This window comes from Flexithrix dorotheae DSM 6795 (assembly GCF_000379765.1).
GTDB classification, from domain to species: Bacteria; Bacteroidota; Bacteroidia; order Cytophagales; family Flammeovirgaceae; genus Flexithrix; species Flexithrix dorotheae.
In genome coordinates, this window is record NZ_KB903437.1 from 30,051 (window position 1) to 56,987 (window position 26,937).

General features: G+C 34.7%; 16 protein-coding genes. 7 read left to right on the forward strand and 9 right to left on the reverse strand.

The features are described from left to right. Positions 1-50 precede the first annotated feature (50 nt). Positions 51-1,607 (reverse strand): M28 family peptidase, encoded by a 1,557-nt coding sequence (locus tag A3EM_RS0111735; protein ID WP_020528408.1) that lies wholly within the window; start codon positions 1,605-1,607, stop codon positions 51-53. 190 nt (positions 1,608-1,797) lie between these two features. On the opposite strand from A3EM_RS0111735, the gene A3EM_RS0111740 reads away from it, so the two are divergent. Both A3EM_RS0111740 and A3EM_RS42175 read left to right on the forward strand, forming a co-directional pair. After that, positions 1,798-2,280 carry a WbuC family cupin fold metalloprotein gene (locus A3EM_RS0111740; RefSeq protein WP_020528409.1) on the forward strand — a complete coding sequence of 161 codons (483 nt, stop codon included), beginning with the start codon at positions 1,798-1,800 and terminating at the stop codon, positions 2,278-2,280. Positions 2,281-2,430: 150 nt separating this feature from the next. Further along, positions 2,431-2,982: a DUF2911 domain-containing protein gene (locus A3EM_RS42175; protein WP_020528410.1), complete on the forward strand. Its 552-nt coding sequence runs from the start codon at positions 2,431-2,433 to the stop codon at positions 2,980-2,982. A gap of 9 nt (positions 2,983-2,991) precedes the next feature. Here the strand turns inward: A3EM_RS42175 and A3EM_RS0111750 are convergent, their stop codons facing one another. Beyond that, positions 2,992-4,338, reverse strand: coding sequence for a hypothetical protein (locus A3EM_RS0111750; RefSeq protein ID WP_020528411.1), 1,347 nt, complete (start codon positions 4,336-4,338; stop codon positions 2,992-2,994). A gap of 261 nt (positions 4,339-4,599) precedes the next feature. Here A3EM_RS0111750 and A3EM_RS0111755 point away from each other — a divergent pair, with 261 nt between their 5' ends. Both A3EM_RS0111755 and A3EM_RS0111765 read left to right on the forward strand, forming a co-directional pair. Then, a complete protein-coding gene (locus tag A3EM_RS0111755; RefSeq protein WP_020528412.1) occupies positions 4,600-5,811 on the forward strand; it encodes a bifunctional alpha/beta hydrolase/OsmC family protein in 1,212 nt (403 codons plus the stop codon). A 201-nt stretch (positions 5,812-6,012) separates the two neighbouring features. Continuing rightward, positions 6,013-6,594 (forward strand): ClpP family protease, encoded by a 582-nt coding sequence (locus tag A3EM_RS0111765; protein ID WP_020528413.1) that lies wholly within the window; start codon positions 6,013-6,015, stop codon positions 6,592-6,594. 59 nt (positions 6,595-6,653) lie between these two features. Here the strand turns inward: A3EM_RS0111765 and A3EM_RS0111770 are convergent, their stop codons facing one another. The 3 genes from A3EM_RS0111770 to A3EM_RS0111780 all read right to left on the reverse strand — a co-directional run bounded on the left by A3EM_RS0111770 (position 6,654) and on the right by A3EM_RS0111780 (position 14,724). Then, complete coding sequence (locus A3EM_RS0111770) at positions 6,654-9,125, reverse strand: DUF5686 family protein (RefSeq protein WP_157637848.1); 2,472 nt, start codon at positions 9,123-9,125, stop codon at positions 6,654-6,656. 295 nt (positions 9,126-9,420) lie between these two features. Further along, entirely contained in the window at positions 9,421-10,365 is a 945-nt protein-coding gene (locus tag A3EM_RS0111775) for a hypothetical protein (RefSeq protein WP_211211962.1), read from the reverse strand. A gap of 219 nt (positions 10,366-10,584) precedes the next feature. After that, complete coding sequence (locus A3EM_RS0111780) at positions 10,585-14,724, reverse strand: T9SS type B sorting domain-containing protein (protein ID WP_157637849.1); 4,140 nt, start codon at positions 14,722-14,724, stop codon at positions 10,585-10,587. Positions 14,725-15,183: 459 nt separating this feature from the next. On the opposite strand from A3EM_RS0111780, the gene A3EM_RS45760 reads away from it, so the two are divergent. Further along, positions 15,184-17,739, forward strand: a complete 2,556-nt coding sequence (locus A3EM_RS45760) for an OmpA family protein (RefSeq protein ID WP_083925216.1) — start codon at positions 15,184-15,186, stop codon at positions 17,737-17,739. A 57-nt stretch (positions 17,740-17,796) separates the two neighbouring features. Here A3EM_RS45760 and glgP read toward each other — a convergent pair whose 3' ends face one another. Both glgP and A3EM_RS0111800 read right to left on the reverse strand, forming a co-directional pair. Then, on the reverse strand, positions 17,797-19,449 hold the full coding sequence (gene glgP / locus A3EM_RS0111795; RefSeq protein WP_020528419.1) for an alpha-glucan family phosphorylase: 1,653 nt from the start codon (positions 19,447-19,449) through the stop codon (positions 17,797-17,799). Between the two features lie 92 nt (positions 19,450-19,541). Then, on the reverse strand, positions 19,542-20,885 hold the full coding sequence (locus tag A3EM_RS0111800) for a porin (RefSeq protein ID WP_020528420.1): 1,344 nt from the start codon (positions 20,883-20,885) through the stop codon (positions 19,542-19,544). Between the two features lie 333 nt (positions 20,886-21,218). On the opposite strand from A3EM_RS0111800, the gene A3EM_RS0111805 reads away from it, so the two are divergent. After that, positions 21,219-22,520: a Gfo/Idh/MocA family protein gene (locus A3EM_RS0111805; protein WP_020528421.1), complete on the forward strand. Its 1,302-nt coding sequence runs from the start codon at positions 21,219-21,221 to the stop codon at positions 22,518-22,520. A gap of 175 nt (positions 22,521-22,695) precedes the next feature. After that, positions 22,696-23,064, forward strand: coding sequence for an Hpt domain-containing protein (locus A3EM_RS0111810; protein WP_020528422.1), 369 nt, complete (start codon positions 22,696-22,698; stop codon positions 23,062-23,064). Here the strand turns inward: A3EM_RS0111810 and A3EM_RS0111815 are convergent. Together A3EM_RS0111815 and A3EM_RS0111820 are read right to left on the reverse strand one after the other, a co-directional pair. Continuing rightward, a complete protein-coding gene (locus A3EM_RS0111815) occupies positions 23,050-23,856 on the reverse strand; it encodes a hypothetical protein (RefSeq protein WP_020528423.1) in 807 nt (268 codons plus the stop codon). The genes A3EM_RS0111810 and A3EM_RS0111815 overlap by 15 nt on opposite strands. A 14-nt stretch (positions 23,857-23,870) precedes the next feature. Continuing rightward, positions 23,871-26,927 carry an SbcC/MukB-like Walker B domain-containing protein gene (locus A3EM_RS0111820; protein ID WP_020528424.1) on the reverse strand — a complete coding sequence of 1,019 codons (3,057 nt, stop codon included), beginning with the start codon at positions 26,925-26,927 and terminating at the stop codon, positions 23,871-23,873. Between the last annotated feature and the right edge of the window lie 10 nt (positions 26,928-26,937).

The following is a 26,937-nucleotide window of genomic DNA, read 5'->3' on the forward strand; positions in this document are numbered from 1 at the left end:
AAAAAGGCTGAGAAATTTCATTTCTCAGCCTTTTTTGATTTTAATCTTTCCTATTCATTAGGTTCCTTATCCACAACTAACCTTTTTTCTCTGTTGGCAATCTCCCAGGCCGTATTATAAATAAGCCTGGCTCTGTTTTCCATTACCTCAAAATTAATTTTTTCTATTGTATCAGTGGGCCTGTGGTAATCATCATGGGTTCCGTTGAAATAAAAAATTACAGGTATTCCATGTTTTGCAAAATTGTAATGATCTGACCGGTAATAAAATCTGTTTGGATCATCCTTAGAGTTATATTTATAATCCATGAGAAAATCCGGAGCATATTTTTTTGCAACTTCCGCACTCAGATTGTGTAATTCGCTTGAGAGCATATCCGAACCTATGATATACACATAATTAGGTTTATCTTCATGCTCCTTATCTACTCGACCTACCATATCAATATTTAAGTTGCAAACTGTATTTTCTAACTTAAATATAGGGTTTTCAGAATAATATCTTGAACCCAGTAATCCTTTTTCCTCACCAGTTACAGTCATAAATAATATACTTCTTTCGGGGCCATTTCCGTTCTTTTTAGCTTTAGAAAATGCCTCAGCCAACTCCAATACTGTTACTGTTCCCGAACCATCATCATCAGCTCCATTATTTATTTCATCCCCACTAACTCCAATATGATCATAATGAGAAGTAATTACAATGACTTCCTCCTTTTTAGAACCTCCCTCCAAATATCCTAATACATTTTCAGTCCGAACCTCCTCATTGGTTCTTTTTACCGTAACCGTTATTTCATTATTTAAACTTCCAGCAGAACTCCCTTTTTTAAGGGAAATTTTATTTACCGTTTTTTCGAATTTTTTTGTGCTCACTCCTAATAATTCTGCTGCTTTGGTAGAAGTGGTAAAAAATATTCCTGTTCCTTCTGTTGGGTTATCAAATGAAAGAGAAGGTCTCCCACCGTATTTTTGCATCATTTTGCTTCTGCCATCAAATTGATTTTCATCCTCCATTATAAAAAATACCGCCCTGGCTCCCTTTTCTTTAGCAGTTTCAATTTTGCTAAATGGATTAAAGCCATTCGATTTTTTTTCTCCTTCCTCGCCATCTGCTTTTGGTTCTCCATCTAATACCAAAACGATTTTTCCATTGACATCCAAATCCTTATAATCGGAATACTCCTCTCCATCCAGCCCGTAGCCGGCAAAAACTAATTCCAAGGTTTCATTGTCGAATTGAAAACTACCGTATGGAAAATAATCTTCGTAAAGCGCAAATTCTTTTTCAGAATTAGATAATTTAATTTCTCCCCAGGTAGATTTATATAAGGTAAAAGTTTGAAAAAATGGATTTTCAGCATCCTTCACAGGACCTTCCAGACCTATTTCCTTAAAATAATTGGAGATATACTCCGCAGCTATTTTTTGTCCTTTTTCTCCTGTTTCCCTCCCTTCAAACTCATCGGAGGCTATCACAGAAAGATGTCCTTTCAAATCTTCTGCGGTTATGGTATTCTCAAATTTACTTCTTGCTTCTTCCTGAGCAAATAAGTTTAACTGGAATACCAATAAAAAGATTGTTGTAATTGTTGTAAGTTGTTTCATATGTGTAAATTTTGTAATTGTATTGATAATAGATTTTGAGAGAAAGAACTGGTAAACAAAAAATTCCTCTTACACTTCTCATGACTTATTTCAGCCCAACTATTATCTTTAAATTTTAAAATTTGCCAAAAGCAAATTAATCGACCAAAAATCGTATTTTTTCGGCTGTTCATGAAATAAAAATTCCATAATGATAAAAATAGATAAATTATTGGTAGAAAAAGTTATTGGTGAAGCACAAACATCTGAAAGAAAAAGGAAAAATTTCAATTTTCATCAGACAAGCCAGGACAGTATTCACAGGATGTTGAATGCCATGGAGCCCGGTACTTATGTAGCACCACACAAACATGAAAATCCTGATAAAAGAGAGGCTTTCATAATTTTGAAGGGAAAAATTTTAGTGGTAGAATTCTCTGAAAATGGTGATATTACGAATCATTTAATATTGGATGCCTCATCTGATAATTTTGGAGCAGAAATTAGTCCTGGGACTTACCACACCCTGATTTCCCTCGAAAAGGGCTCGATATTATATGAACTAAAAGACGGGCCCTGGGATCCTGGAACTGATAAAAACTTTGCTCCCTGGGCACCTTTGGAAGGGGAAAAAGGTAGCGCATTATTTATCGAAAGCATTTTGGGTAAATTGAATGTAAATCTATGCGAATAAACCCTGGTGTAACCATAACCAAGTTATTGATTATTTGATTTACCTTCACCAAAAGATTGTAACAATTAAAAACTTTGTAGCCAAAACACTAGAAATTATTTTATCGAATTAGAGAATTATACAAACACGCATTTTATACACAACTTAGACATGAGAGTAAATTTTTTGAGCTTATTTTCAATCCTGTTTTTTTCAATTTTTGTTTTTCAAATCTGTTATTCCCAGCAATCTAACCCCAAAAAAAGAAGAAGTGAGGTTGGACTTGCTAACATTAATAAAGGTGATTTTTACGCTAAAATCACTTATGGAAGGGCTCACATGAAATATGAAGCCTCCTATCCATTTGGTTACAATGTGCCATGGAGGAAATTATGGAGAACGGGAGATGATGACGCAACGGAATTAACTATTACGAAAAATGTGAAAATTGGAGATCAGATACTGGAGGCTGGAACTTACGCCCTGTTTACCATACCAGATACTGCCGAATGGACCATTATTTTTAATGATATTCCAGGGCAGTGGGGACTCTACAAATACAACCCTAGTCATGATGTATTAAGAACTAAAGTACCTGTTTATAAGGCTCCTGGTCAGTTTCGTACCCTTACCTTATTTTTTGAGGAGTCTAAATTGGGAGTGGATTTATTTATTGTTTGGGATAAAACTTCTATTAGAATTCCAATGGAATTTATTCCTTAATGAATAGTTTTAGTTGGCATAAGCGATTATCCTTTTCTTTTTTTTCTTTCCTGGCTTTTTAACCCTTTCTCCTTTAAGGATAATAATTAATGCCATGGCAAAAAAGGGTAGTAATGGAATTTTAAACCTTGCCAAAGCACCAAAATTAAGGCTCATAAACCCTACTATATAGCCAAGTAAAAGTGTAAAAACGATGCATAAAATTACCTCTGGATTGGAAAAGAATTTACCCACAAATTTCAATGGTCCTGACCTGACCAGGATAAAAAGAGTCACCAGTAAAAAGGCTAAACTTTCAAAAGCAGTCATCAGCATTACCGGACTGCCTACTTCCCATAAATAAGGCCTGAACAAGGTAACATTAATACTCTCTGGAGCTTTTTTTAGAATCCCTACAGGTGTATATTCAATAGTTCCAAGAGAATAAGTAGAACCTGATTCTCTGCTTCCATGGTCTGTATGAAAACCGCCTATTCTATGAGTTACCGATTCTACTGAGTTGTATTTCACGCTATTCGCAGCAAGGTTGGTAATGGCAAAATAACCAAATAATACTATTAGAGAGATTAAAACTGGGATGCTCACAAATTTTAATACTGGATTGTTTATACTTCCCTTGAGTTTTAGATATACCCAAATAAGCATAGCTGGCAAAAATGTAAATAATATATAGACTTTTAAGCCGCTGATTACCCAGACAGCAAAATAGACTACTATAAAATTTTTTATTTTCCCGTTTTTTTTAGAAAAAAAAGAAATTGAAGCGTGTGTAAAAAAACCCAAAGCTCCAAGGGTAATGGTATCCTTCATAAGGCCTGAGCCCCAAAACACTAATGAGGGAATGGCAAAAATAGCGAGTGCAAACTCGAAGGTTAATTTGGGATAAATTAAAAGAAAAGCCTGGTATAATTTCCAGGTGCCTAAAAAGGCAAAAAAAGCGAATAGGTAGGAGGAGGCCAGAAAAGATCCAAAACTCAAAAAACCAGCAATTACTGCCATTCTAGATAAAAACCATTCCTCTCCAGACCTGAAAAAGGACGTTCTATAAGTATACTTTACAGTATCGAAGGTGTAATCACCAGCATCTAAAAAGTATATTTTTAAACCAAGAGAAAAGTCCTCACCAAAGGCTTCCATTACCACCTTTGCCGCATTGAAATAGTTAAACGTATCACCTCCTCCGTAGTAAAACTGGTAAATCAATCCAAAAACCGTTGCTCCTATAAGCTTTAACACCAGAGCAGGAATGAAATATTTTCTGTTTTTTTTATTCGTAAATACTCCTCTGATCAGAAAGGCAATAACCACCAATATGATAAAATAAAGCGGACCAAGAAATGCATCAATTAAGGCCATTTACAAAAAGTTAAAAAAATACCGGTTGTTTTAAAACTATGCTGTATAAACTCAACCAAGATAATTAATTAAAGGGTTTACCCCTTTTTTATTTTATTATTTTTATTAGAATCTGATATTAATCTTTCCAAAATTCCTGAAGGGATGGACGATAGGATAAAAACAGAAACTCAATTTTTTAGAATTATTTTAATGTTTTACTTGTTTCAGCCAAACCATAAGGAATGCTCTTTTCCTCAAATTAATTGAATTTTTTAATCCATGAAAACTATAAAAATTTCCTTTCCCAATAACAAGGCAGAAATGCTCTCTGCTCAATTGGAATTGCCTTTAGATACCAATCCACATAATTTCGCCATTTTTGCCCATTGTTTTACCTGCAACAAAAATTTTATGGCAGTTAGTAATATCAGTCGCGCTTTAACTCAGCAGGGTATTGGTGTACTCAGGTTTGACTTTACCGGCCTTGGTAATAGTGAAGGAGAATTCTCCGAAACTAATTTTTCTTCAAATATAGCCGACCTTGTGGCTGCTGCCAGTTTTCTGGAAAAATCGTATAAATCACCTTCTTTACTTATTGGGCATTCCCTTGGAGGAGCTGCAGTTTTAGTAGCCAGGCATCAGATAAAAAGTACCAAAGCGGTAGCTACAATAGGTGCGCCTTCTCATCCTGAGCATGTCACTCATTTGTTTGATAAGAATTTGGATGAGATAAAAGCAAATGGAAAAGCCCTGGTTAATATTGGAGGCCGGCCATTTGAAATAAAACAGCAGTTTATTGAGGATTTAGAATCTATCAATTCCAAAAATTATATTGGAAGTTTAGATGCAGGTCTGCTTATTCTCCATTCTCCCAATGATACCATAGTGGGAATTGAAAATGCTACCCAAATTTTTAAGGCGGCAAAACATCCAAGAAGTTTCATTTCTCTTGATGGAGCCGACCATATATTATCAAAAAAAGAAGATTCTGTTTTTGCAGGAAGTCTAATTGCTTCATGGGCGAAAAGGTACCTTGATTTACCAGAGGAAAAAGTCCTTCATACTTCATCCCAGGTGGTTACAAGAACATCCAATGATGGATTCACTACTGATGTAAAATCTGGAAATCATTACCAGACAGCTGATGAACCTGAAGAAGTTGGCGGTAAGGACTTTGGCCCTACTCCATATCATTATTTATTGGCTGCACTTGGTTCCTGTACCAGTATGACTTTAAGAATGTATGCTGATCGAAAAAAAATACCCCTAGATGAAGTGAAGGTTCATCTCAGTCATGAAAAATCATATTTGGAAGATTGTAAAAATTGTGAAACTGATAAAAGTAAAATTGATAAAATTGAGCGTGTAATAGAATTGGAAGGAAAATTAAAACCTGAAGAAAAAGAAAAATTATTAGAAATTGCAGATAAATGTCCGGTTCACAGAACTTTGCACAACCAAATTGTTGTGAATACTACTTTAAAGGAATAGTCTTTTTTACAAGATCATATTTTTTATTAACATTTTATGGGTTTCCAAATTAATATATTAATATTACTTATTCAATGAAAGTAGTTGATGAGAAAAAACCAATTAAGCAATTGCCACAACTACCTGATTATAAGCAGTATAATTCGCAATTAAAGTAATCCAAGGAATAAAATCCTGTTCAATAAACACTTAATAGGAAAAATGGAAAGTAATTTAGAAGAGATCATAGAAAAATTAGGCAATAGTGCCAAGTTTGACAATCAGTTTTTAGAGCAAAGGAAAGTCTTTTTATGGGGACCAGTAATGGATGAATCCGCAGAAAGCGTAGTCAACAGACTTTTATATTTGGAAGCAAAAGACCCTGGAAAAGAAATTACCTTCTACATTAACAGTCCAGGAGGGATTGTTACTTCGGGTATGGTTATTCATGATACCATGAAACTAATTTCCTCCCCAGTTGCCACAGTTTGTATGGGATTGGCTGCCTCAATGGGTTCTATTCTTCTATCTGCAGGTGAAAAAGGTAAAAGGTATATCTGGCCAAGCGGGCGGGTGATGATTCATCAGCCTAGTATTGGGGGAATGCAGGGAAGAGCTTCTGATTTGGAAATTCAGGCCAAAGAAATATTAAAAGTAAAAGAAATGGGCGCAAGAATTCTTGCGGAAAACTGTGGAAAAACTACTGAGCAGGTAATGAAGGATTTCGATAGAGATTACTGGATGAATGCTTCTGAATCTGTAGAATATGGAATTGTGGATAAAGTAGTTGAAAAATTATTGTAAGAGCCTAAACAATATAAAAATAAGGGTTAAGCAGTTTGTTTCAATCAGCTTAACCCTTTTTATATTCCCCTCACCAAATAAGTAATTCTAAATGCCATATTATCATAAATCTTTGGTTGAGCATAATAGCCAAAATTATAGAAGATACCAATCCCCAAACCTCCCTTTACCAAACCTAAAATTTTAGCTTTCAACAAATTATTGACCAACAACCCTGTTTCGTAATATCCTCTGGAATAATCACTTATTTCGATCCTTTGATGGATTTCCTCAGGATTTTCTAAATTTAACTGCCCCCAACCTGCATTAAGGGCAAAACCAAATTCTGGCCGGAAACGCCCTTTGTTAAACATTAATGACCCAAAGTTGTGCTGGTAATATATATTGAAATAATTATTGGATACAAACCCATAGATATCCATAGTTTGAAAAACATCCTTTACAATTATTCCACTAAGTGTGCTTTTCCCTCCACGGCCATTGAACAACATAGGATAAGGCAAATTGCTATTCATTGATCCATATTCAATAGTAACATCCGATTGGCCGTAATTCCCAACAAAAAAGGAGTAATTAATTTTAAAACTATATTTTGTGTAATTATAATTTCCTCCAAGAACCCCATCTAAACCTTTCGTGAAATTAACATATAAAACCGGGAAAGTCTTTCCGAAAGTAAGCAATTGCCTTTTTCCAACATAAAAATTACCGTCCACAGAATACCTTAATTTTATAGAAAGGTCTGTACTTTTAAACCTCTGAGGAGTTGTCAGAGAATCAGTATCAGCCTCCGGAGCATATAAATACTCGTAAGTTGGTTCCCTCCAATACGAACTTAGAGAAATTTCGGCATTTGTATTATTAATGAAGCCATTGTAAAAAGAGATTCCACTAAGTCGGTATTTATCCATCCTTTCAGTCATGATTTTTCTAAAAAAATCATCACTCTGGCCAAAGAAGTGCTGAGAACCAGGTTCTTCCAAATCAAACATGGTTTTAACCTGGAAATAATTCTCTTTGGACTTTTTTAAATATATATTAAAATTCCCACCAAACTTCCAATTTTTATCTCTGAAACCATAAGCGCCATATCCACCCAGGGATACAGTTTTAGATATCTTTTCTGTGGTGGTTAATCCCATTCCCAATCTTAATCCTTCATATTGATTAAGACTAAATAGATTATTCAGGTTAATTCCCAATAGATCCACTGCCAATTGATCTTTATAGAATGCCTTACCCAGCTTATACCACTTTTTAATTAAACTATCATCTGCAGAGTCTTTATAAGAATTAATATATGTCAGCTCCTCTTTTTTTGAAAGACTGTCTTTTCGTTTAATATCCCAAAAAGCATTATGGGTAGAATCAATGTAGTTATCGAACACTACCATATCAAAATCAAGTTTTTCCTTTAAGGTTTCAAATTCGGGATTAAGGTTAATTTTAGAAATATAGGAATCCTTAATTATACTGGTACCTACATATTTTGAAGGAAAATCCGGTAATTTGATTTTTAAAAAAACATGGGTTGGAAAAATTGTGTCCTTTTTTATAAATGAATTTTTCTGAATTATTTCTACATTTCTATCGTCTATGTCATTGTTGTTTTGGATATAAAAAGCTAGTAATTTGAATGAAGAAACATCAATAAAAATTGTTCCTGATAAATAATGGGAAGGATCTTTTTGGAATTTTTCTTTTGGGAAAAAATCAATTATATAAATCTCCTTTTCAAGAATTTTATTCATGGAACGCAGCACAAAATCATACATACGCATATTATCCTTGTTTAAAGGACAATTCACCCTGTTTCCAGAAAAGTTAATATAATTTTCGTAAAGTGTAATCGGTTTAAATGAAGATAATAATGAAGTGATAAAATCATCCTCTAGACCCGAAGACCTTACTTTTATCACTTTTTCTTTATCTCTATTCGTTCTTTTAAATTCCCTTTCGGTAAATGATTCTATAAGGAATAAATAATTATCCTTTTGTTCCGTATAGTAATCCAGGTATTTCAAATCCCGTTTCTTCAGGTTTTCTTTCTCTTGATAAGAATCATCAGAAATAAATAACTCCCCTTTAATTTTATTGTAGGCGTCATATTTAAAGGGTTGATTTTTATAAACTACATTCAGTTCTTTTTTATCGATGATATTTCGAACGATTCCCAATACTTTTTCAGAATTATAATTTTCCTTGGCAGTTGCCTGGTCTGGAAAATATTCTAATTTAATGTTTAGGGGCTTTTTCAGTTGTGCTGTGGCTATCGATTTAGATTTATAATCAGGATGGAACAAAGTCAATTTTTCAATGGGATTTTCCAATTCAAACTCAAATTTCCCATTAAACCTGGTGAGCTTACCTAAATGAACCTGATCATTCGGAATAATAAACACAAAAGGTAATGGTTCATTATTTTCAGAAAAAACAGTACCTGATAAAGTTATTTTTTGAGCAAACAGATTGACTTGAAAACTGGGTAGGAGAAAAAGTAAGAAGGCATAAAGAAAGATGTTCCTTTTCAATAAAAACAAATTCCTTATTGAATTAAGCGGATGTTTATTAACACTGAAAAATGAAATGGAAAAAATATCCGGCACTGGGTAAAATTTTATGCAATTCCGAATTTAAGTAGTAATTCAAAATTAATCGTGTATTATTCTGCCATAAATAACTGATAGAGAGATTACTATTTCTCAGAAATAATAGCACAGGTGCTTATTGTAACTACCTTTAAGGTAACTATAATAGACACAAAAAGCCTGAAATCTGAATTAAATCCAAATTTCAGGCTTTATTTAGAATGGAATATTTATTGAATTAGTTCACGAAGTCAGCTCTGATTTCAGCAACTTTCGCTGTAATTCCCTTCAAAGTTTCATCAGTTAATAGGGCATCAGGATCTGATTCCATTTTTTCCTGGATTCCAATAAGATCATACATATTGAATAATTCACTGATCTGATCTCTAGTTTTGATAACATCCTCATCAGAATCTCCCAATACACTTAAAACATTCACTAAATCTCCTAAAGCCTGCTTCTGATCAAGAATTGATTTAATCAATCCGGTTAAATGAGCTTTTCTTTCAGCTTCTGGCAAGTCCTTAGGGTAATTTTCAACCAAGCCTGTAGAAATATAAAGTCCTTCTATTAAACTTCCTGTGGCAATTAAAGCCGCATTTCCAAATCTTTCACTTTCATTCAAATATTCTTTGGCCAGTTCAACAGATTGGTTCGCAAGGCTAATCAAAGTATCTTGGTTTGATAAATTGGCTTCAAACCTCTTCATTACTGAAGTGTGCACCGCATTGGCAATTCCCAGATGCTCCACAAGTTTCTGAGATGAAGAAAGGTAATTGATAGCTTCCTGAGTCTTTCCATATACGCACAGATAACCTAAATCTGCCGATAATACCCCAAGATTAATTGCAGCCTTATTATTGGTAGTCATATAATCCTGAGCTTTGCTGGCAGGGTTAAGCAGGGCATCATTGTATTTTGCTCCTGTTTCCATTAATATTTCTGGAACAGCTGTAGGTTCTGGCAATCCATTCAACATCCTTTCAAAGTCCTCTTTAGCTATATCTACTACAGTGATATCGTCTTCTAAAGAAATCTCTTCCTGAGTTTCTTCAGCAGCACTTTCGCCATCGGATTCCTCGCCTTTATTTCCCGGTCCACAACCTATAAGAAATAAAGAAATTAGAAGTGAAAGCCAATAAATGTGGTTTCTTCTCTGGAATACTTTTGCAAACATATTCATCTTACTTGTTTATTTATTTTATTCTTAACAAATGAAATATGCTGCAAATTAATACAATAAAGTATTTTGAGGTAAATAAAAGGCAATAATTTATCATAGGAGCCTCAAAAAACTGGAATAATCGCCTTAATTAGAGTCCAATTATTCTCAGTATAAATTATCTCATAAAAAAAGGGAGTCCGTAGGCTCCCTCAAATTTTATCATTTTCCAATTTTTAATTATCTGGAATCACCATTTGATCCAGCTTTTAAAAGCCTTAGCCAACCCTTAAACTCCTTAGTTCCTTCTTTCGATTTCAGATGATAGTAATACATACCATCGGTAAGGTTTTCCCCAGCCCATGAATTGTCATAATTAACATTTTTATAAACCTGGTCACCATACCTGTTGTAAACCGTAAGCGTCCAGTTTCTACCGGAAATTCTTGGAATTTCAAAAGTCTGATTAATATCATCCCCATTATCAGGCGTAAATACATTAGGCACAAACAAATCACAATCTGTAACTACCAATTCAAAGGTTCCAGGTTCTATACAAGAATTTTGTAAATCTTTAACCCTATAAGTAAAAGTGCCTGCTTCCTCAGGGAATAAGTCTAATGTAGAGCCTGTTCCAATTTCTGTTTCACTTCCACTAGCATCTACTTTGAACCATGTATATGAATTTCCCCCACTTGCAGATAATTGAGTTTCTATGAAAGTACAAACTTCCGGAGACTCAGATGTAATTGAGATCGAATCACCTTCATCAAATATTATTAGTGAATAGGTTAGAGTTGTAGTACACTCATTTTCCGAACTTCTCTCAGTCACTTCAGCAATAAACTCATAAGTCCCGGGTGCAGTTCCTTCAGGTATATTTAAAGGTATACTTTCAGAATTTAAATCTGCATCTGCTCCAAGTAATTCCTTGCTTTTTGCTGGGGTTGAACCCCAATCTATTCTTAAAGAGCTAGCATCTTCATTTATATTTTGTAATTCCAATAATACAAGTTTATTTCCTTGTAATTGATCTACACAATATCCGTTTGGATTATCCTGATCCGAAGAGACAATCGCATCAGGCAAACTATTTGAGAAATTAATATTAATTGGCACGACCTGAGAACATTCTCCATTACTTACCTCCACCTTAAATTCATAGATACCATCTGGTTGGCCTGTTAAATCTATGGTGACTTTATTATTACGTACATTATTTACAGGGTTACTTCTAATTATTTCTAGTTGCTCTTGTTCTGATATTGACCAATCAAATGTAAACCCACTTGCATTACAAGTTGGAGTCACTCCAATTTCTCTAATTACAGAACCATTACAACCCTCATCTTCTCCAATTACTTCTACCAGTTGAAGGATAGGAACTTCAACAGTTTCAGTTACAGCGCAGTCTTCAGAGCCTGCAGTGTTCCAGATTTTTAAAGTAACAGGTTCAGGGTTTCCTGTTACTGTATAGGAAATTTTCCTCAATGGATCACCTGCATTAAAGTCAAAAGCTTCTTCTTCACCTTCAATATTTACAAGAATACTATAGGGTTCGGTAGCAGTATTTGATCCATATTCAATTGTAATCATTTGTTCCAAACAAAAACCTTCTTCATTATTACAATTGGTTTGCATAGAAGATGGATCTTCCAATACATTGTAAACCAAAGCTGGAGGTGTGGTATTTACATTTACCGTAAAGTCTCTGGTAAGTGTACATAAAGGGTTTGAAACTGTTGCAGTAATGACATAGGATTGATTTTCCTCTAATCCATCTACCGTTATAGAAGCATTCGTATTTTCAGCAGGAAGGGCAATATCATTACTAGACCAGGCAAAAGTCACCGGATCTTCTTCTGAATATAATACTCCAATATTAAGTGTTATTGAATTTTCATTTATACAAATGGTTTCATCCTCCAAGGGGGTAATGTTTAATGGTGCCGGTACTACTGGAATTTCAATGTCTAATTCCTGTTCACAACCATTTTCTGAGGTCACTATAATTTTTCCAGCATTCCAGGTTATTCCATCTGCTTCTAATGGCTCATCAATAACTGTAATATCAAATTCCCCAGTAAACTCAGTACCGGAAATTGCCTGAGGCGTAGTTGTACCACTTGGTGTTTGGATAGTAACAGTCGTACCAGTTGGAATATCAAACACTCTGTAAGAATATTTCAATTCATCTCCTATCTGGAATCCTCTTGGACTAATACAATCTCCAGTTGGTCCTACTATATTAACATTCTCCACTTCTGCTTGCTGAAGAATTTCAAAGTCAATACTCACTAAATCAGAACAACCTGCTCCATATTCTACCTGAGCCTCAACACTATAAGTTCCAAAAGGAAGATCAGTTAATGAAATGGAAACATCATCCTGAATTAGAACAGTTCCGGGAGGATTTATCCAGGTAGTTTTTACAGGAGAAGGTAAATCACCTGCATTTGCAAGTAAAATTTGAAATGGATTTGAAGTAGAAATATCTTTTTCACAAATTGGACCAGCAATACTTAATTCAGGACCTCCTTCCAAAAATAATGGTAAAGGAATAGAGAATGCAGTATTACAAACTCTTAAGGTTTCGTCAACCTTTTCAGCCACAATTTGAACCGGTTCACTGGTGCCATTATGAGTGATTTCAAAAGAATAAGAAGCTGTTTCAACAACCTGGGGGGATGCAGTAGCCATAATTACAGCTCCACCATAAGTTACGGTAACATTTACAGGCTGGCATGGGGCTACTTTATCTACATTAAAATCAAACTTCACCTTATCTCCAGCTTTATAAACAGTCACACCACATTGCTCTCTGGCAGTTGCCGGATCAATTGAAGTAGTACCAGTAATCGCAATTTCCTCCTGGGCAACAATGGTAACATCTACAGTACTTGTTTCTGTACAACCCAACTCATCTGCCATTTCTGCAGTAAGCGTATAAGTACATGGTTCCAACAGACTATTATCCAAAAAAGATAAGATTTCAGCGTTATCTCCTGAAGTTACTCCTCCTCCTAATTCGGTAGGAATAGTCCAATTAACATTCCCCGCAATAGGCTTAGGAGATAAAGTTTGAGCATTGGTAACTTCAAATAGTAATGGATTTGCCGCATTAATATCAGAAATACAAACTATTGGATTCGAAACACTTAAAGTTGGAGTATTGGCGGAGTATGCTTCTAATAGGCTTTCATATACACCAGGACCATTAGTACCAGCAACATTTACTTTTATTTCATAATCAATTCCATTTAATAGTGCTTCTTCAGTGGTAGTTAGGGTAAAACCAATTTGTTCATTTCCATCATAATTGGTTATTTCACCTGAAACAGTGGAACTTCTTGAAAAGAGTGGAGTTCCATCTTTTGTGAAGAACTCCCAATCCCATTGTGTAATTTGTGGCTGTGGAGTTGAGCTTGTTTCTGGAAGTATTACCGCTTTGGCATACCACTCATTTATTGGATTTTGGTCACAATATACATCGTCACCGCAAACCTGTTCAGCAAAAGTATTATCGGTAGTTCTATAAGGTAATAATCTAAACACAGTAATATTGGTAATAGATTTTTCCCTTTGTTGAGCATAACACTGCTGATTTACTGGCTCCAGGGTAAGTTCCCATTCCCCCGGGAAATCAGAACCAATTTCAAGAATGTCCCCAATTTTAAAGTTTGGAACTATTTCTGAACCAGCCACAACCGTATTGGTTGCAGCTCCATTTATTGAAATAATAGTGGGTTGTTCCCAACCTTCAGTATCAAAACAAGACACATCAGCTGGAATAAAAGTGACTATCAGATTAAAATCATCTAAATCTCCATTCGCAGTAGAATTATTTTCGATTTCATAACTACTTAAAAAACCATTATCTGTTAATTGGCTGGAGCTAAGACTTAAGTCAGGCTTTTCAATTGATCCGGAAGCATTTACTCTAAAAAAACCTGTTTTTCCCTCTTCAGGATCAACTAAAATATAAAACTCATCTTCTGCTACTGCTGGAAAAGTAACGTTATCACTTCCCCCTGAAGTTACCTTACAGGCAATAGGTGGATTCACAAAATCAATATTCCCATTGATATCAGTATTGTAAACAGCAATAGAAAAATCAGTTCCGGATATATCCAAAAAATTAAGTGTAATATTCCCTGTAGCTACTGCTTTTACCTTCAACCAGCCACTATTGGTAATACCATCACTACAAGCAGGGTTTGGATCAGTAGCATCATCTTTCTGGAAAAATGATATATCCATAGATACATCCATTATTTCATTACAGATATAAACAGCATCATCAATATCATCTGCCATTTGTGCATTTGCAATTACCTGTAGGCCTAATACAAAGCTGATGAGCAGTAAAAGTCTTTTCATTTTAATAAATGATTTGGAAATGTATTCGAATTTTAACCTGGAGTTTTGCATGAAAAAATATCTTTAAAAAATATTATCACCGGATTTTTAAAAATTTGGTTGATGTGCTTTCCAGATTTGAACTTTAATTTTTGGAAAAGTTATCCCTGGTGATTGATCAACTACCCACTTACAACTCCCTTATAGGGGAAATTGGTATATGTTGACCAACAATAAATTATTTGGGAAAGGATACTAGTTTTTATTTGGCAGGTTATTTTTTGATATTCTTGTTAATAAGCGTGAATTTTTGTTGTAAAACCTACTTTCTTTCTACATGCCTTTTTAATTTTTTTTTTAAGGCTACACCCCATTTTCCCTTATCCCAACTTTATGATAAGAACAGAATACTACTGTTCCTCAATTTTTGGGTAAATCAAATTTTTTAAATAGGAAGATTTTAATAATTCATAAAAGATTATGAAACCATTTTATTCTCGATTTTTAATGTTGTCAGTATTGGCATTTTTTACTTTCAATCTGGTCTATTCTCAAAGCAGAGATAAAGAGGAAAAGAAAGGAGATAAAAGCGTAAAAAAGGGTGATTATCAATTTGCTATTGACCATTATAAAAATGCACTTTCCTTAACTTCTGGCAAAGATAAAGCAAGGATAAACTATAAAATTGCAGAAGCTTATAGGCTTTCCAACCGATTATACCTAGCAAAAGATTTTTATAAAAACTCTCTTGAAGAAGGTGAAGGAAATGAAAATGCTAAGTTTTATTTGGCCTATGCTTATAAAATGAATGCCATGTATAAGGAAGCTGAGGAACAGTTTAAGGCTTACCTTGAAATTGGCTCTGAAATAGAATTTTGGGAGCAGGCCAATAAAGAATTGAAAGCTTTAAAAGAGGTGGAAAAAATCATAGCGCTTGTTCCGAATGAGTTTATCAACATTATGAATTGCAATGCAGTTAATTCTGAAGGCTCTGAATATGGACAGGTAATTTTGAAGGATTCTTCCCAAAACCTTACATTGTTTTATACAAGTAGTAAACCTTTGTTTTATACAGGAAGTAATGGTGAAGAAATTCCAGCTGATGATTATAGATCCTCAAGAATTTATAAAATGGAAATTGAAGATTCAATACAAAATACTGGTAATATAAGTGAAATAAGAATACCAATTTCCTTTACAAAAGGAATTCAAAATATTGGAACTGCAACATTTACAGATAATGGCAACACAATGATTTTTGCAAGGGGAAATTCAGGATATAAAAAAGATAAACTTAAAGAAGTAAATCTATTTATCACAGAGAAAAAAGATTCTATATGGTCAACTCCTGAATCACTTCCATTTAGTACCGTAGAATATTGGGATGCTGCTCCTGTTTTTTCTGCGGATGGAAAAACGCTTTATTTCTCTTCTAACCGTCCAGGAGGTAAAGGAAAAATTGACTTATATCGCGTAAAAAGAAATAAAAATGGCACTTGGGGAGTACCTCAAAACCTTGGGGATAAAATCAATACTCCCGGAAATGAATCTTTCCCATGGGTTTCTGATGACGGAAAATTATACTTTGCTTCAGACGGACACCCCGGGCTTGGTGGTTTGGATATTTTCGTAGCTACTAAAAAAAATAGGAGAACCACTGTTTCAAATGTAGGCCCAAAATTTAACTCTTCTTTTGATGATTTTGGATTAATTTACAATGATACACTTTCTGGATATTTCTCCTCAAATAGACCTGGAGGAAAAGGTGAAGATGATATTTACTTTTTTCTGGATAAAACTCCTCCGAAATTTGATTTCTTTGTTGAAGTTGGTTTGAGATATGGAAAAGATGGCGGAAATGATAAAGATGGTAACTTTTTCGCTGGTGAGCCTATACTAAATGCGAATGTAGTAGTCCTTAAAAAGAAAAATATTGAGCCACTTTCCACTGAAGAGATCCAGGATGTGAAGCTGGAAATGGTAAATACTTATTCCAAAATAGTACAGGACTCTCTGGTAAACAATATTACTGCTGATATTCAAAAGAAAATTATAGATGATTATAAGGAAGAACTAACTGCTGATCTCAAAGTGAAAATGGAAAAAGAAGCCGGGGAGCCAGTGGCCAGAGAGTACATAAATAATGTCGCTGATTCAATTGCACAGGATTTTATTGTAAACCTGCAGGATTCCCTGGCTACTGCCTATGAAGAAGAAATTAAAGAGGAAAAGGACGCAATATTAAATGAATACTCCACTTTTATTGAGGATTCTCTTGCCAATCCTATTGCTTCGGAAAACGATTTTGAAGAAGTTGGAGAATTTACTACCGGAAAATATGGAAAGTTAAAATTCAAAATGGATCCTGATGCGGAGTATGAGTTTGTAATGGCTAAAGAAGGTGTTCTAACAAAAAGAGTAAGCTTTAAATCACCAAAAGTGGATGATGTACCTATAGAAGACTTAGTAGCTATTGGAATAAATGACTCTACCATTCGACAGGAATACGAATTGGATAAACCACAAATTGGAGATATAATATCCATGAAGAGTGGGGAAAATGGCTATGACTTTGAGGAGATTTTATACGATTACGATTCTTATTACTTCGATAATAAGGAAAATCCACAAATTGATAAATTAGCCAGGTTCTTAAAGGATAATCAAAACCTGAAAATAGAAATCAGCTCTCACTGTGATGATAGAGGAAGTGATATCTACAACTTAAGACTTTCACAAAGAAGAGCCAATTTCGTAGTAGATTACCTTATTGCCCATGGTATTCCAGAATCTTCTGTTTTGGCAAGAGGTTATGGAAAATTTTCTTTAAAAGTAGAAAATGCCCAATCTGAAGACGAACACAGGGTAAACAGAAGAACTGAAATTAAAATTTTAAGTATTGAGCCTATTAATACCCAGGCTATAGAGGCAATGAAAACTCAAGTTGAAAACAATTCTTCTGAACTGGAAGAAGCCACTGAGGAGGAAATCAAAGCTATTGAAGAAAATTCTGTAAATGAGGAAGAAAAGAAGTAGTTTTAGTTATACATAAGAAAAAGGGATCGCTTACAAATAAGCGATCCCTTTTTGTTTTTAGAAATTATACATTTCCTTATAATATTCATCTGCCATCCTTCCAGATTCAAAACCTTTTACGACATCTGAATAACTCTGCCTCACTATTTCATACCATTTATCCTGGTCATTATAATAAGTGGGTAAAACCGTCTTCTCAAAAAGGTCCATAATATTTTCCAAATCTTTTGCATCTTGTTCGTGCTTAGGCAGATTAATATCTACCTCCGGAACCACAAAACAATTTTCTCCTGGCTTTGCAAATTCAGGAATCCAACCATCATTAGTAGAGAAGTTCACAGAGCCATTCATGGCGGCTGTCATGCCACTTGTTCCTGATGCCTCTCTGGTTACCAATGGATTATTCAACCAGATATCAGAACCTTTTTTCAATAAACCTGAAAGTTTTAATTCATATCCTACCAACACAGCAACATTTGGGTAATCTTTGCTCATATGAACCAGCTTATTGAAGGTACTGGTTGCTTCATAATCCATAGGATATGGCTTCCCGGCCCAAATCATTTGAATAGGCATTTTGGTATCCCTAATAATTTTGAGCGCCCTTTCTGAATAAGTGATCAAATCAGGTCTTTTATAACTTGCAAACCTCCTTGCCCAGACAATCGTCAGTTTTTTTGGATCAAACATTTGCCCTGTTTGATCAGCAATTACTTCAAAAAGTTCTTTCTTTAGTTCCTGTTTTCTTTCAAAATATTTTTCTTTATTATCTTTTTCAAGTGCTTTCGATAAAGTTTTATCTGCCCAATAAGTTTTATTTTGCGAATTGGTGATGGCTTTTATTTTACAGATTCCATCATAACTTTTCCACATTCTGTTGGCTACTTCCCCATGGATTTTGGAAACACCATTCGCTATTCCGGCAAACCTTAGTGCCACTAAAGTATGGTTAAATGTATCATCCCAGGTATCCGTTATTTCTCTTACTTTACTTAAAGGCAAACCACAGAAAAAGCTCATTTTTTCCAACAACCTGATATCTGTTTTCTCATTTCCTGCCTCCTCCGGAGTATGTGTGGTAAAAACCAACTGCTTTTTGAGCTGATCCAGGTTTTCATGCTTATTATACAAATAGAATCCTGCTGCTAATCCATGAGCTTCGTTCAAATGATAAATGTCTGGATTAAAACCAATTTCATCTATAAGTTTGGCTCCTCCAACCCCAAGAAGAATATTTTGAGCTATTCTTGCTGCTTTATCAGCATCATAAAGTTTGTGAGAAGTTGTTCTGGCCAAATAGTCGTTTTCAGGAAGGTCGGTTGACAACAAAAACATTGGAGCAGAATTAAATACTTCTGGTGGCAAATAATAAGCTTTTACAAATACCGGATGCCCATTTATATCAATTTGGAACTTAATGTCGGTATCCACCAAAAAACTATAAATTTTTTCCTGAAATAACACATTCATAGATTGATCAGCCGATCTGATTTGATCATAATAACCATATTTCCATAAAATGCCTATTCCAATCAGATTTTGTTTAAGTTCATAAGCACTTCGCATGTGCGATCCCGCAAGAAACCCCAAACCACCTGAATATATTTTTAAAGCCTGATCAATGCCAAACTCCATTGAAAAGTAAGCTACTTTTTTGCTGTACTTTTTACTTGGTGTAAATGGAATTTTGTAGTTCTTAAAGTCTCCCATCAGAAAATTGGATTTTTGTTAAGACAAAATTTAAATTAAATTGTTGTGTGTTTTAATTTTTATGAAATGATAATTAATGGCTTAAACCATTTTTATTCAATTCGAATCTGAATTTGCAAGACATACATTGATTTTCTATCAATTACCTGAATATCATTATTTGAAAATATAGGACGGTTTTGGTAACCAAAAGTTACTTTAGCCAAATGTCCGTATAACAGCATATTTATTCCCATATCATATACCGCAAGAGGGTCATTTAATCTTTGGTAATCGGCTAACTGGACAGTGAAATAAGGTTGAAAAGTGGGACCTTTTTCCCAAAGTAACCGATTTGGGATTAAGTATCCTAATTGCCCATGAAAAATATTTCCCGTACCAATCATAGGAAATGCATTTCCTGCACCATTAAATGAAGCCTTGGTTGGATCAACCCCATTTGCCGGATTATTTGCCCCAATATTCCGGATGTAATTTGGACCAAAATCAAAATGAAATAATCCCGCATAAATGGTAATAGCATCATCACCCGATTTATTCACAGGCGTTTCCATAAATAAATCTATAGCAAAAAGCTTCAACATATTTAATACGGTATCTCCGGCATTCAAATGCCACAGAGCCTTAGGCTGAAATTCAAAACCTGCGCCCAAAATTAATAGTTTCTTCTTCCCATGTTCTGTAAAGGACATATAAGGAGATTGATTACTTTCTATATCCCAAAAATGCCATTTAAAATATCCTGAAGTCTGTATTCTGGGAGCTAAATCTGAAAAAGTCGCTATATTTTCTTTGATTGTAGGATCGTAACCACTTTTCGATTGTGCGGCAAAAGGTTTTGAAGCAATCAGCCTATAATCGAACTTTCCCACCTGTCCCTTTGTATAAATGCTTAATTTTCTCAGTAAGTCATCTGTCTGATTGATAGTAGCCATTGCAAATAATGGCACATCCACCCCCAAAACTTTGGAAGTGCTTGGAGCAGAATATCTTGAAAATCCTGTCCATGAAACTTTTCCCGCTCCAATGGCAAATGCTTTATTGAATTCATATTCTCCAAGAATATCCAATACATCGGCACTAATACCTGTTTGGGAAAGATAATTAATATTGTTTTTACCAAGTGAGGTAAAAAAGTAGATTTTGTCGGTAATTTTTCCTGAGACCCCTAAACGATATCTTCTAATTGAAAAATCGGTAGTTATATCCTGAGGTTCTCCAAATACCATACTTCCAGGATTATTTTGAGTAGTTCTTAACCAAACTTGTCCAGATGCACTAAATTTTAAATAATGACTTCCAGATTCATTCAGGTTTACTTTTAAGGGTTTATTTCCATACCCTTTTACCTGGGCACTTAGAGGATTAACACAAAAAAAATTAAGAAGTAAAAAAACAATTATTTTACTATAGAAGTCTGGTATTTGTCTTTGCATAAAATTAAATTGAAATGATATTCCAAATTTTGAATGTTCCTCTCAATAAAATTATGAGAATCTTCAGGAAAATGGACCTCAATTATCATTATTCTATCATTAATGGTTTTTTAATTTTATAGTGGCTCTTCTCTGGCAGTACATTTTTATGGGTAAATCAAGATTCTTTTTTTTTGATCCTACAAAAAGATTAATTTGAGCATCAAATTGCCAAATTAGCAGATTAATGCTTTGAAAAAATATTTACATATTATAAAAATGTAAATTAATTCGATTATCAACATTTTCCTTGCAAATTCACAATCTTACCATTATTTAAAGTAAAATAGAAAAATGAAACAAAACACTAACAGAAGTAATTCCAGAAGGAAATTCATTGGAAATTCCATTGCCACCATGGCGGCTTTCACCATTGTTCCCCGATATGTTTTAGGAAAAGGGTTTACAGCTCCCAGCGACAAGGTAACTTTAGGATTTATAGGAACAGGAAAACTAAGTAAAGGACTTGGGCCAAGGTTTTTGAAACTACCCAATATCCAGATGGTAGCAGCGAGTGATGTAAATTCTAAAAAACTTGATTTCTTTTTAAACACCGCGAAAAACCATTATGCAGAAGTTTCAGGAAAAGACAATTTTAAAGGAATTGAGGGATACAAAGAATACGAAGAACTCATCAACAGATCGGACATTGATGCCGTAATTGTGGCTTTACCAGATCACTGGCACGCAAAAGCTTCTATTGATGCCATGAAAGCGGGAAAGGATGTTTATTGTGAAAAACCTCTTGCCCATACTGTTTGGGAAGGCAGACAAATGGTAAAAACCGCCCGAAAACTTGGGAAGGTAGTACAAACCGGAAGTATGCAAAGATCTTCTGAGCGGTTCTTACATGCTTGTGAATTGGTAAGAAATGGATACATTGGAGAAATTAAAACCGTGAAAGTAAATGTAGGTGATCCGGCTATTCCATGTGATTTACCTGGAGAAAAAGTACCTGATAATTTAGATTGGGACAGATGGGTTGGTCCGGCACAATTTAGAGAGTATTCTCCTATATTAGCTCCACCAATTACGGATGATGTCTGGCCAAAGTGGAGAGATTATAAAGAATTTGGTGGTGGTATATTCTCCGATTGGGGTGCACACATGTTTGATATTGCTCAGTGGGGATTAGGTATGGATGAAACTGGTCCGGTTGAACTAATACCTCCAAAAGACAGGACTGCAGTAAGAGGATTAGTCATGAAATATGCGAATGGAATTGAAATGATCCATGAAGATTTTGGAAGAGGATGGGCGGTTCAGTTCAATGGAACGGAAGGAAAACTGGAAGTAAGCAGAAGCTTCCTTGAAACTGATCCAGCTAATATTGCTGATAAAAAGATCGGTGATAATGAAATCAGGCTTTATAAAAGTGAAAATCATTATGCAGATTGGATAAATTGCATAAAAACAAGGGAAAAACCTATTTGTGATGTGGAAATAGGACATCGCTCCTCCTCGATTTGTAATATTGGAAATATAGCTTATCAGCTTGGAAGGCCACTAAAATGGGATCCTGCCAAAGAAAAATTTGATGATAAGGAGGCAAATAAATTGAGAACTAAAGATTATAGAAAGGAATATAAAGTTTAGTTTAAATATTAAGTCCATGATTGAAAAACCACTTTTTTACCCTAAAGAAGTGGTTTTTCTCATTTTAGGAACCTCATTAGGAATCCTTCACTTTTCAACCTAGGCTTACCGAAAGGCTTTTTTTAAATTGCAAGTTGAGCATTAAGAATTGATGAAAAGGATAACAAGCTAACAAATGAATAACATTTCGGGATATTTCAAAAGCGGCTTGATGAATGAAAAAATTGTCAGGAGCCTTATGAAGATTGAGGATAAAACTTTTATTCGTGAAATATTGGAAATATTCGAAAAACAAATTCCTATTTATTTAAAAGATATTGAACTGGCTTTTCAGGAAAAGAACCTTGTAAAGATCAGAGAAATTCTACATAAAATGAAAGGCAGTTGTGGTACTGTTGGGGCAAATGGAATGGTGGAAATCATTGCTGAAATAAGGGATTTGATTATTGCCGGGGAAAAATTATTAATGGAAGATTTAATAAATCGATTAGAATTAAAATTTCAGGAAACCATGCTGGCAATGAAAATATTATTCAATATTTAAATCAAAAACTGTAAATCCTTCATTTTTTACTAAGTAGGCTTTGCCACTATTTTTTACCAAAACCACTTTGTACCAATCCCCTTCCGGCAGTTCAATTATTTGTTTTTTCAGGTTAAAAAGCCCCATCATTTCTAAACTCCCAACCTCATTCAAATAATAAATATAATCTCCTGTAAACCCTATCCAGTCTTTCCCTCCGAAATCAATTTTTCTGGAAAGTGCTCCAAAAGCATCAAAAATAACAATCCCGGTTTCAGGTATAATTAAATAAAGCTTATTTCTGAATTCCCTCATATAATTTACTTCCAGATTTGTATTTGGAAAAATGGTATCCAGTGGAATATTTAAAATAAGTTCACCAGTTTGAGGATTAATTTTTTTTACAGCAAGATCATTTCTATCAAAAATCCAGATATTCCCATCGGCTGAATTTGTAGCAAACTCCACAAAACCAATTTCAGGATGGGTATATTCAAATTCAAATGTGAGGTTCAGTTGGCGGTTTAAAACTTCCGATCGTTGGAAATCTCTCGAAAACGTAAAAATATTTATGGTTTTCCAGGCTTCGATAAGACTTAATTCTCCTTGCCTTACTGGAGAATATTCGTAAAGTAATTCCCCATTAGTATCGTATTTGGAAACTTCTCCTCCCGAATGGGCGATCACCAGATTATCATTATTATCAATACTCACTTTGTCAATCGGTTTGGTATGTACCTCATTTTCTAAAATCCAGGTCTGGGCATGGAGGTGAGTAGCCGTAAAAAATATTATCACCAGAAAAAATCTCATCCTTTTTCGATAGTTCAGGATTTCCAGCTGTATTGAATTATACTACCTTTTTCCTGATCGTTATTTACATGAATAGCAACGTCAATTTCCTGTTGTAATTCTTCCACATGGGAAATAACCCCAACTATCCTATTTTCTTTCTTCAATTCCCGAAGTGTTTCGAAAACAATATTTAGTGAGGTTTTATCCAAAGTACCAAAACCTTCATCAAGGAAGAAGAAACTTTCCTCGGATTGATTCAGAGATTTCACATTTTCGGCCAAAGCCAGAGCCAGACAAAGGGCTGCCTGAAAAGTCTGCCCCCCGGACAATGTTTTCAACAACCGGGTTCTTCCATTATTCAGAAAATCCCTCACAATAAAATCATACTTTTCATTCAGCTCCAGACTAAGAGTGTTCTTGGTAAGTCTCATAAATCGCTGATTGGCATTTTCTACCAGGTTTTGCAGATAAATTGAAGATACATACTCCACAAAACCTTTGCTTCTAAACAAATCTGAAAGAGTTTTAAGATTTTCAGCCCTTAATTTCAACCGGGTTTCTTCCTGCTGTAATTTTTCCTTTTCGGCTATTTTTACCCGGGCATTGTCCATCTCTTTTTTAATCACCGCCAGATTTTGTTCAAGCGCAAGCTTTTTTGCATCAAGTTCCCTCAATTCTCTTTCTCCTTTTTCAAATTCCTCCTCATTAAATTCCTGATCCCCAATTTTTTCCTTTACAGATTTTAGTTTCAGCCGAACTTCCTGAACCAAACTTTTAAACTCCTCAATTCTTTTCCTTTCCAGCTCAACATCAAGCTGAGATTGAAGTAGCTGGTGGATTTCATCCAATCCCTCAAACTCTGATTCAGCAATAGTTTTTTCCAGTAATTCTTCCAGAGATTTTAATTGACCTCTCAGTTCTTTCAGGTTTTCCTGCTCAGCATACAATTGGCCAGTTTTGGCCGATTCAGCTTTTTCCAACTGACTTACCAGCGCATTGGTTTTTTCATAAGTACTTTCAATTCTCTCAATCAACTGTTCTCCATTTTCCCTGCTTTTCGCCAGCTTTTCAATTGGATAAGCCTGATATTTTTCAAACTCAAGAATTTTTAGGCTTGCCAAATCCTTCTTTATTGAGGCTTCCAGTACACTTTTTTCTTTTTCCTGATGATTAAATCCATGTTGTAAGGTTTCAATTTCCTTTTGTAAATGTTTAACCAATTTTTCCGTATCCTCTAACTTGCTTTCTACCTCTTCAATTGATTTTTGCAAAGCATTGTGTGCTTTGATTTGATTTTGAATCTTTTCGAAATCACTTTTTTCCACCCCGGAGAAGTCAAACTTTTCCTCATGCTTGTCTAAATCCAATTGAGCTGTATTTAGCGATTCTTTTCTTTCTTCTCTCAATTGATGGTTAAGGGAAAATTCATTTGATAATTGGACAATAGCTCGTTCTGTTTCATCTATTTCTTTAATTTTTAAGGCAAAACTATCCGCATTTTCCTTTGGTCTATTTTCAGCATTTTCCTCATGAATATTCAACGGATGTGTTGTAGCACCACAAACCGGACAAGGCTTTCCAGCCTCTAAATCATTTCTGGCCTCCAGAAATTTTTGAGAAATCTCGAAATCAATTTGCTGTTGAGTAATGTCATTTTTCCTCTTCTTTAATTCGCCCAAAATCTCCTCAAATGGCTTATCAACAAAATCTTTCATTTGGGCTTTTTCCAAAATTGTTTCCTTTTTCCCTTTAATCTTTTCCAGTTTTTGCCCGCTCTCCGCAAGCAGTTGTTTATTTTTTGCCACCAGATCAGAAAGGTTTACATTTGTTAAAAACCAGTTTTCAGCATCTTTCAATTGGGAAATATCTCCTGATTTTGTTCTTAATGACTTCCTTTTTTCCTGGTCCTCCTCCTGAATTTTTTCCTGGTTTGCTAATTCCTTTTTTTGTCCCTCAAGTTTTTGGCCCACAGCCTGAAGTTTTTCTTCAACCTTTCCCAGTTTTTCCTTTTCTTCCTTCAGGTTTATGATAATCCCCAGGTCTTCAAACTTTGCTTTTATTTTATCCTTTTCATCAAAATCTTTTTTGGCCTGCTCAAAATTGCTTTTGGCATTTTCCAAGTCTTTGCCAATCCTATTTTTCTCAGAAGCAATGGAAAGAATTGTAGAATCTTTGCGCTCAATATCATTTCTGGTTTTCTTAATATTTTCCAGCTTATCACGAAAAAGTCTTTCTGCCTTATCGAGTTGAGAAAGATGAACTTCCAGAGCATTTACTTTTTCCTGTTGTGCAGCTAATTTTTCGAATTGTTGTTCATTTTCCCTTTTCTCCAGAAATAAATCTTGTAAAGCTTTCTGGGCATTTACCAAAGCTTGTTTCTCTTTAAGTGCTTTTTCCAGCTCAGACTTTTCACTTTCCAGAACCTTCAAGTGTTCTGTTTTCTCCTTCAAAAGCTCTTGTGTATATTCCTCATAGCTTTCAAGTCGGGAAGAAGTCGCTATCAGATTTTCTTTATTTTGGGTAAATAAACCTCTGGTTTTATCTGAAAGATCGAATTTATCGAGCTGGAAAAGTTCCTGAAGCATTTTGGTACGATCTGTTGCACCCAATTCAATAAACTCTTTGAACTTCCCTTGTGGAATGATGATCGTCTGTTTGAAATTTTTGGCACTCATTCCAATTATTTCCTGTGCATCCCATTTTTCCAAAGGCAGCCAATTTTCGCCATCCTTTTTCAAAACCCGCCTCACCGGGGGTTTAACATCATTAAAATTTTTGGAATTTCGTTTTGTTTCATAGACGAACCTGTAAATCTCCCTACCATTTTTCCCGGCAAAACACTCAAAGTCAATCAACAACCTGTCAGATTGCAGGTTCATCATATTGTAATTCCTGTCATCACCACGAGAGTTTAGCCTGTCTGTCTCACCATATATGGCAAACATCATCGCCTCCAAAATGGATGATTTTCCACTTCCCACCTGCCCAAAGATTCCAAATAAATTATTGGAAATTAACTGGGTAAAATCTATCGTTTGTTTGCCTTTATAGGAATAAAGTCCTTCCAGGGTAAGACTAATCGGAATCATTTATGATAAA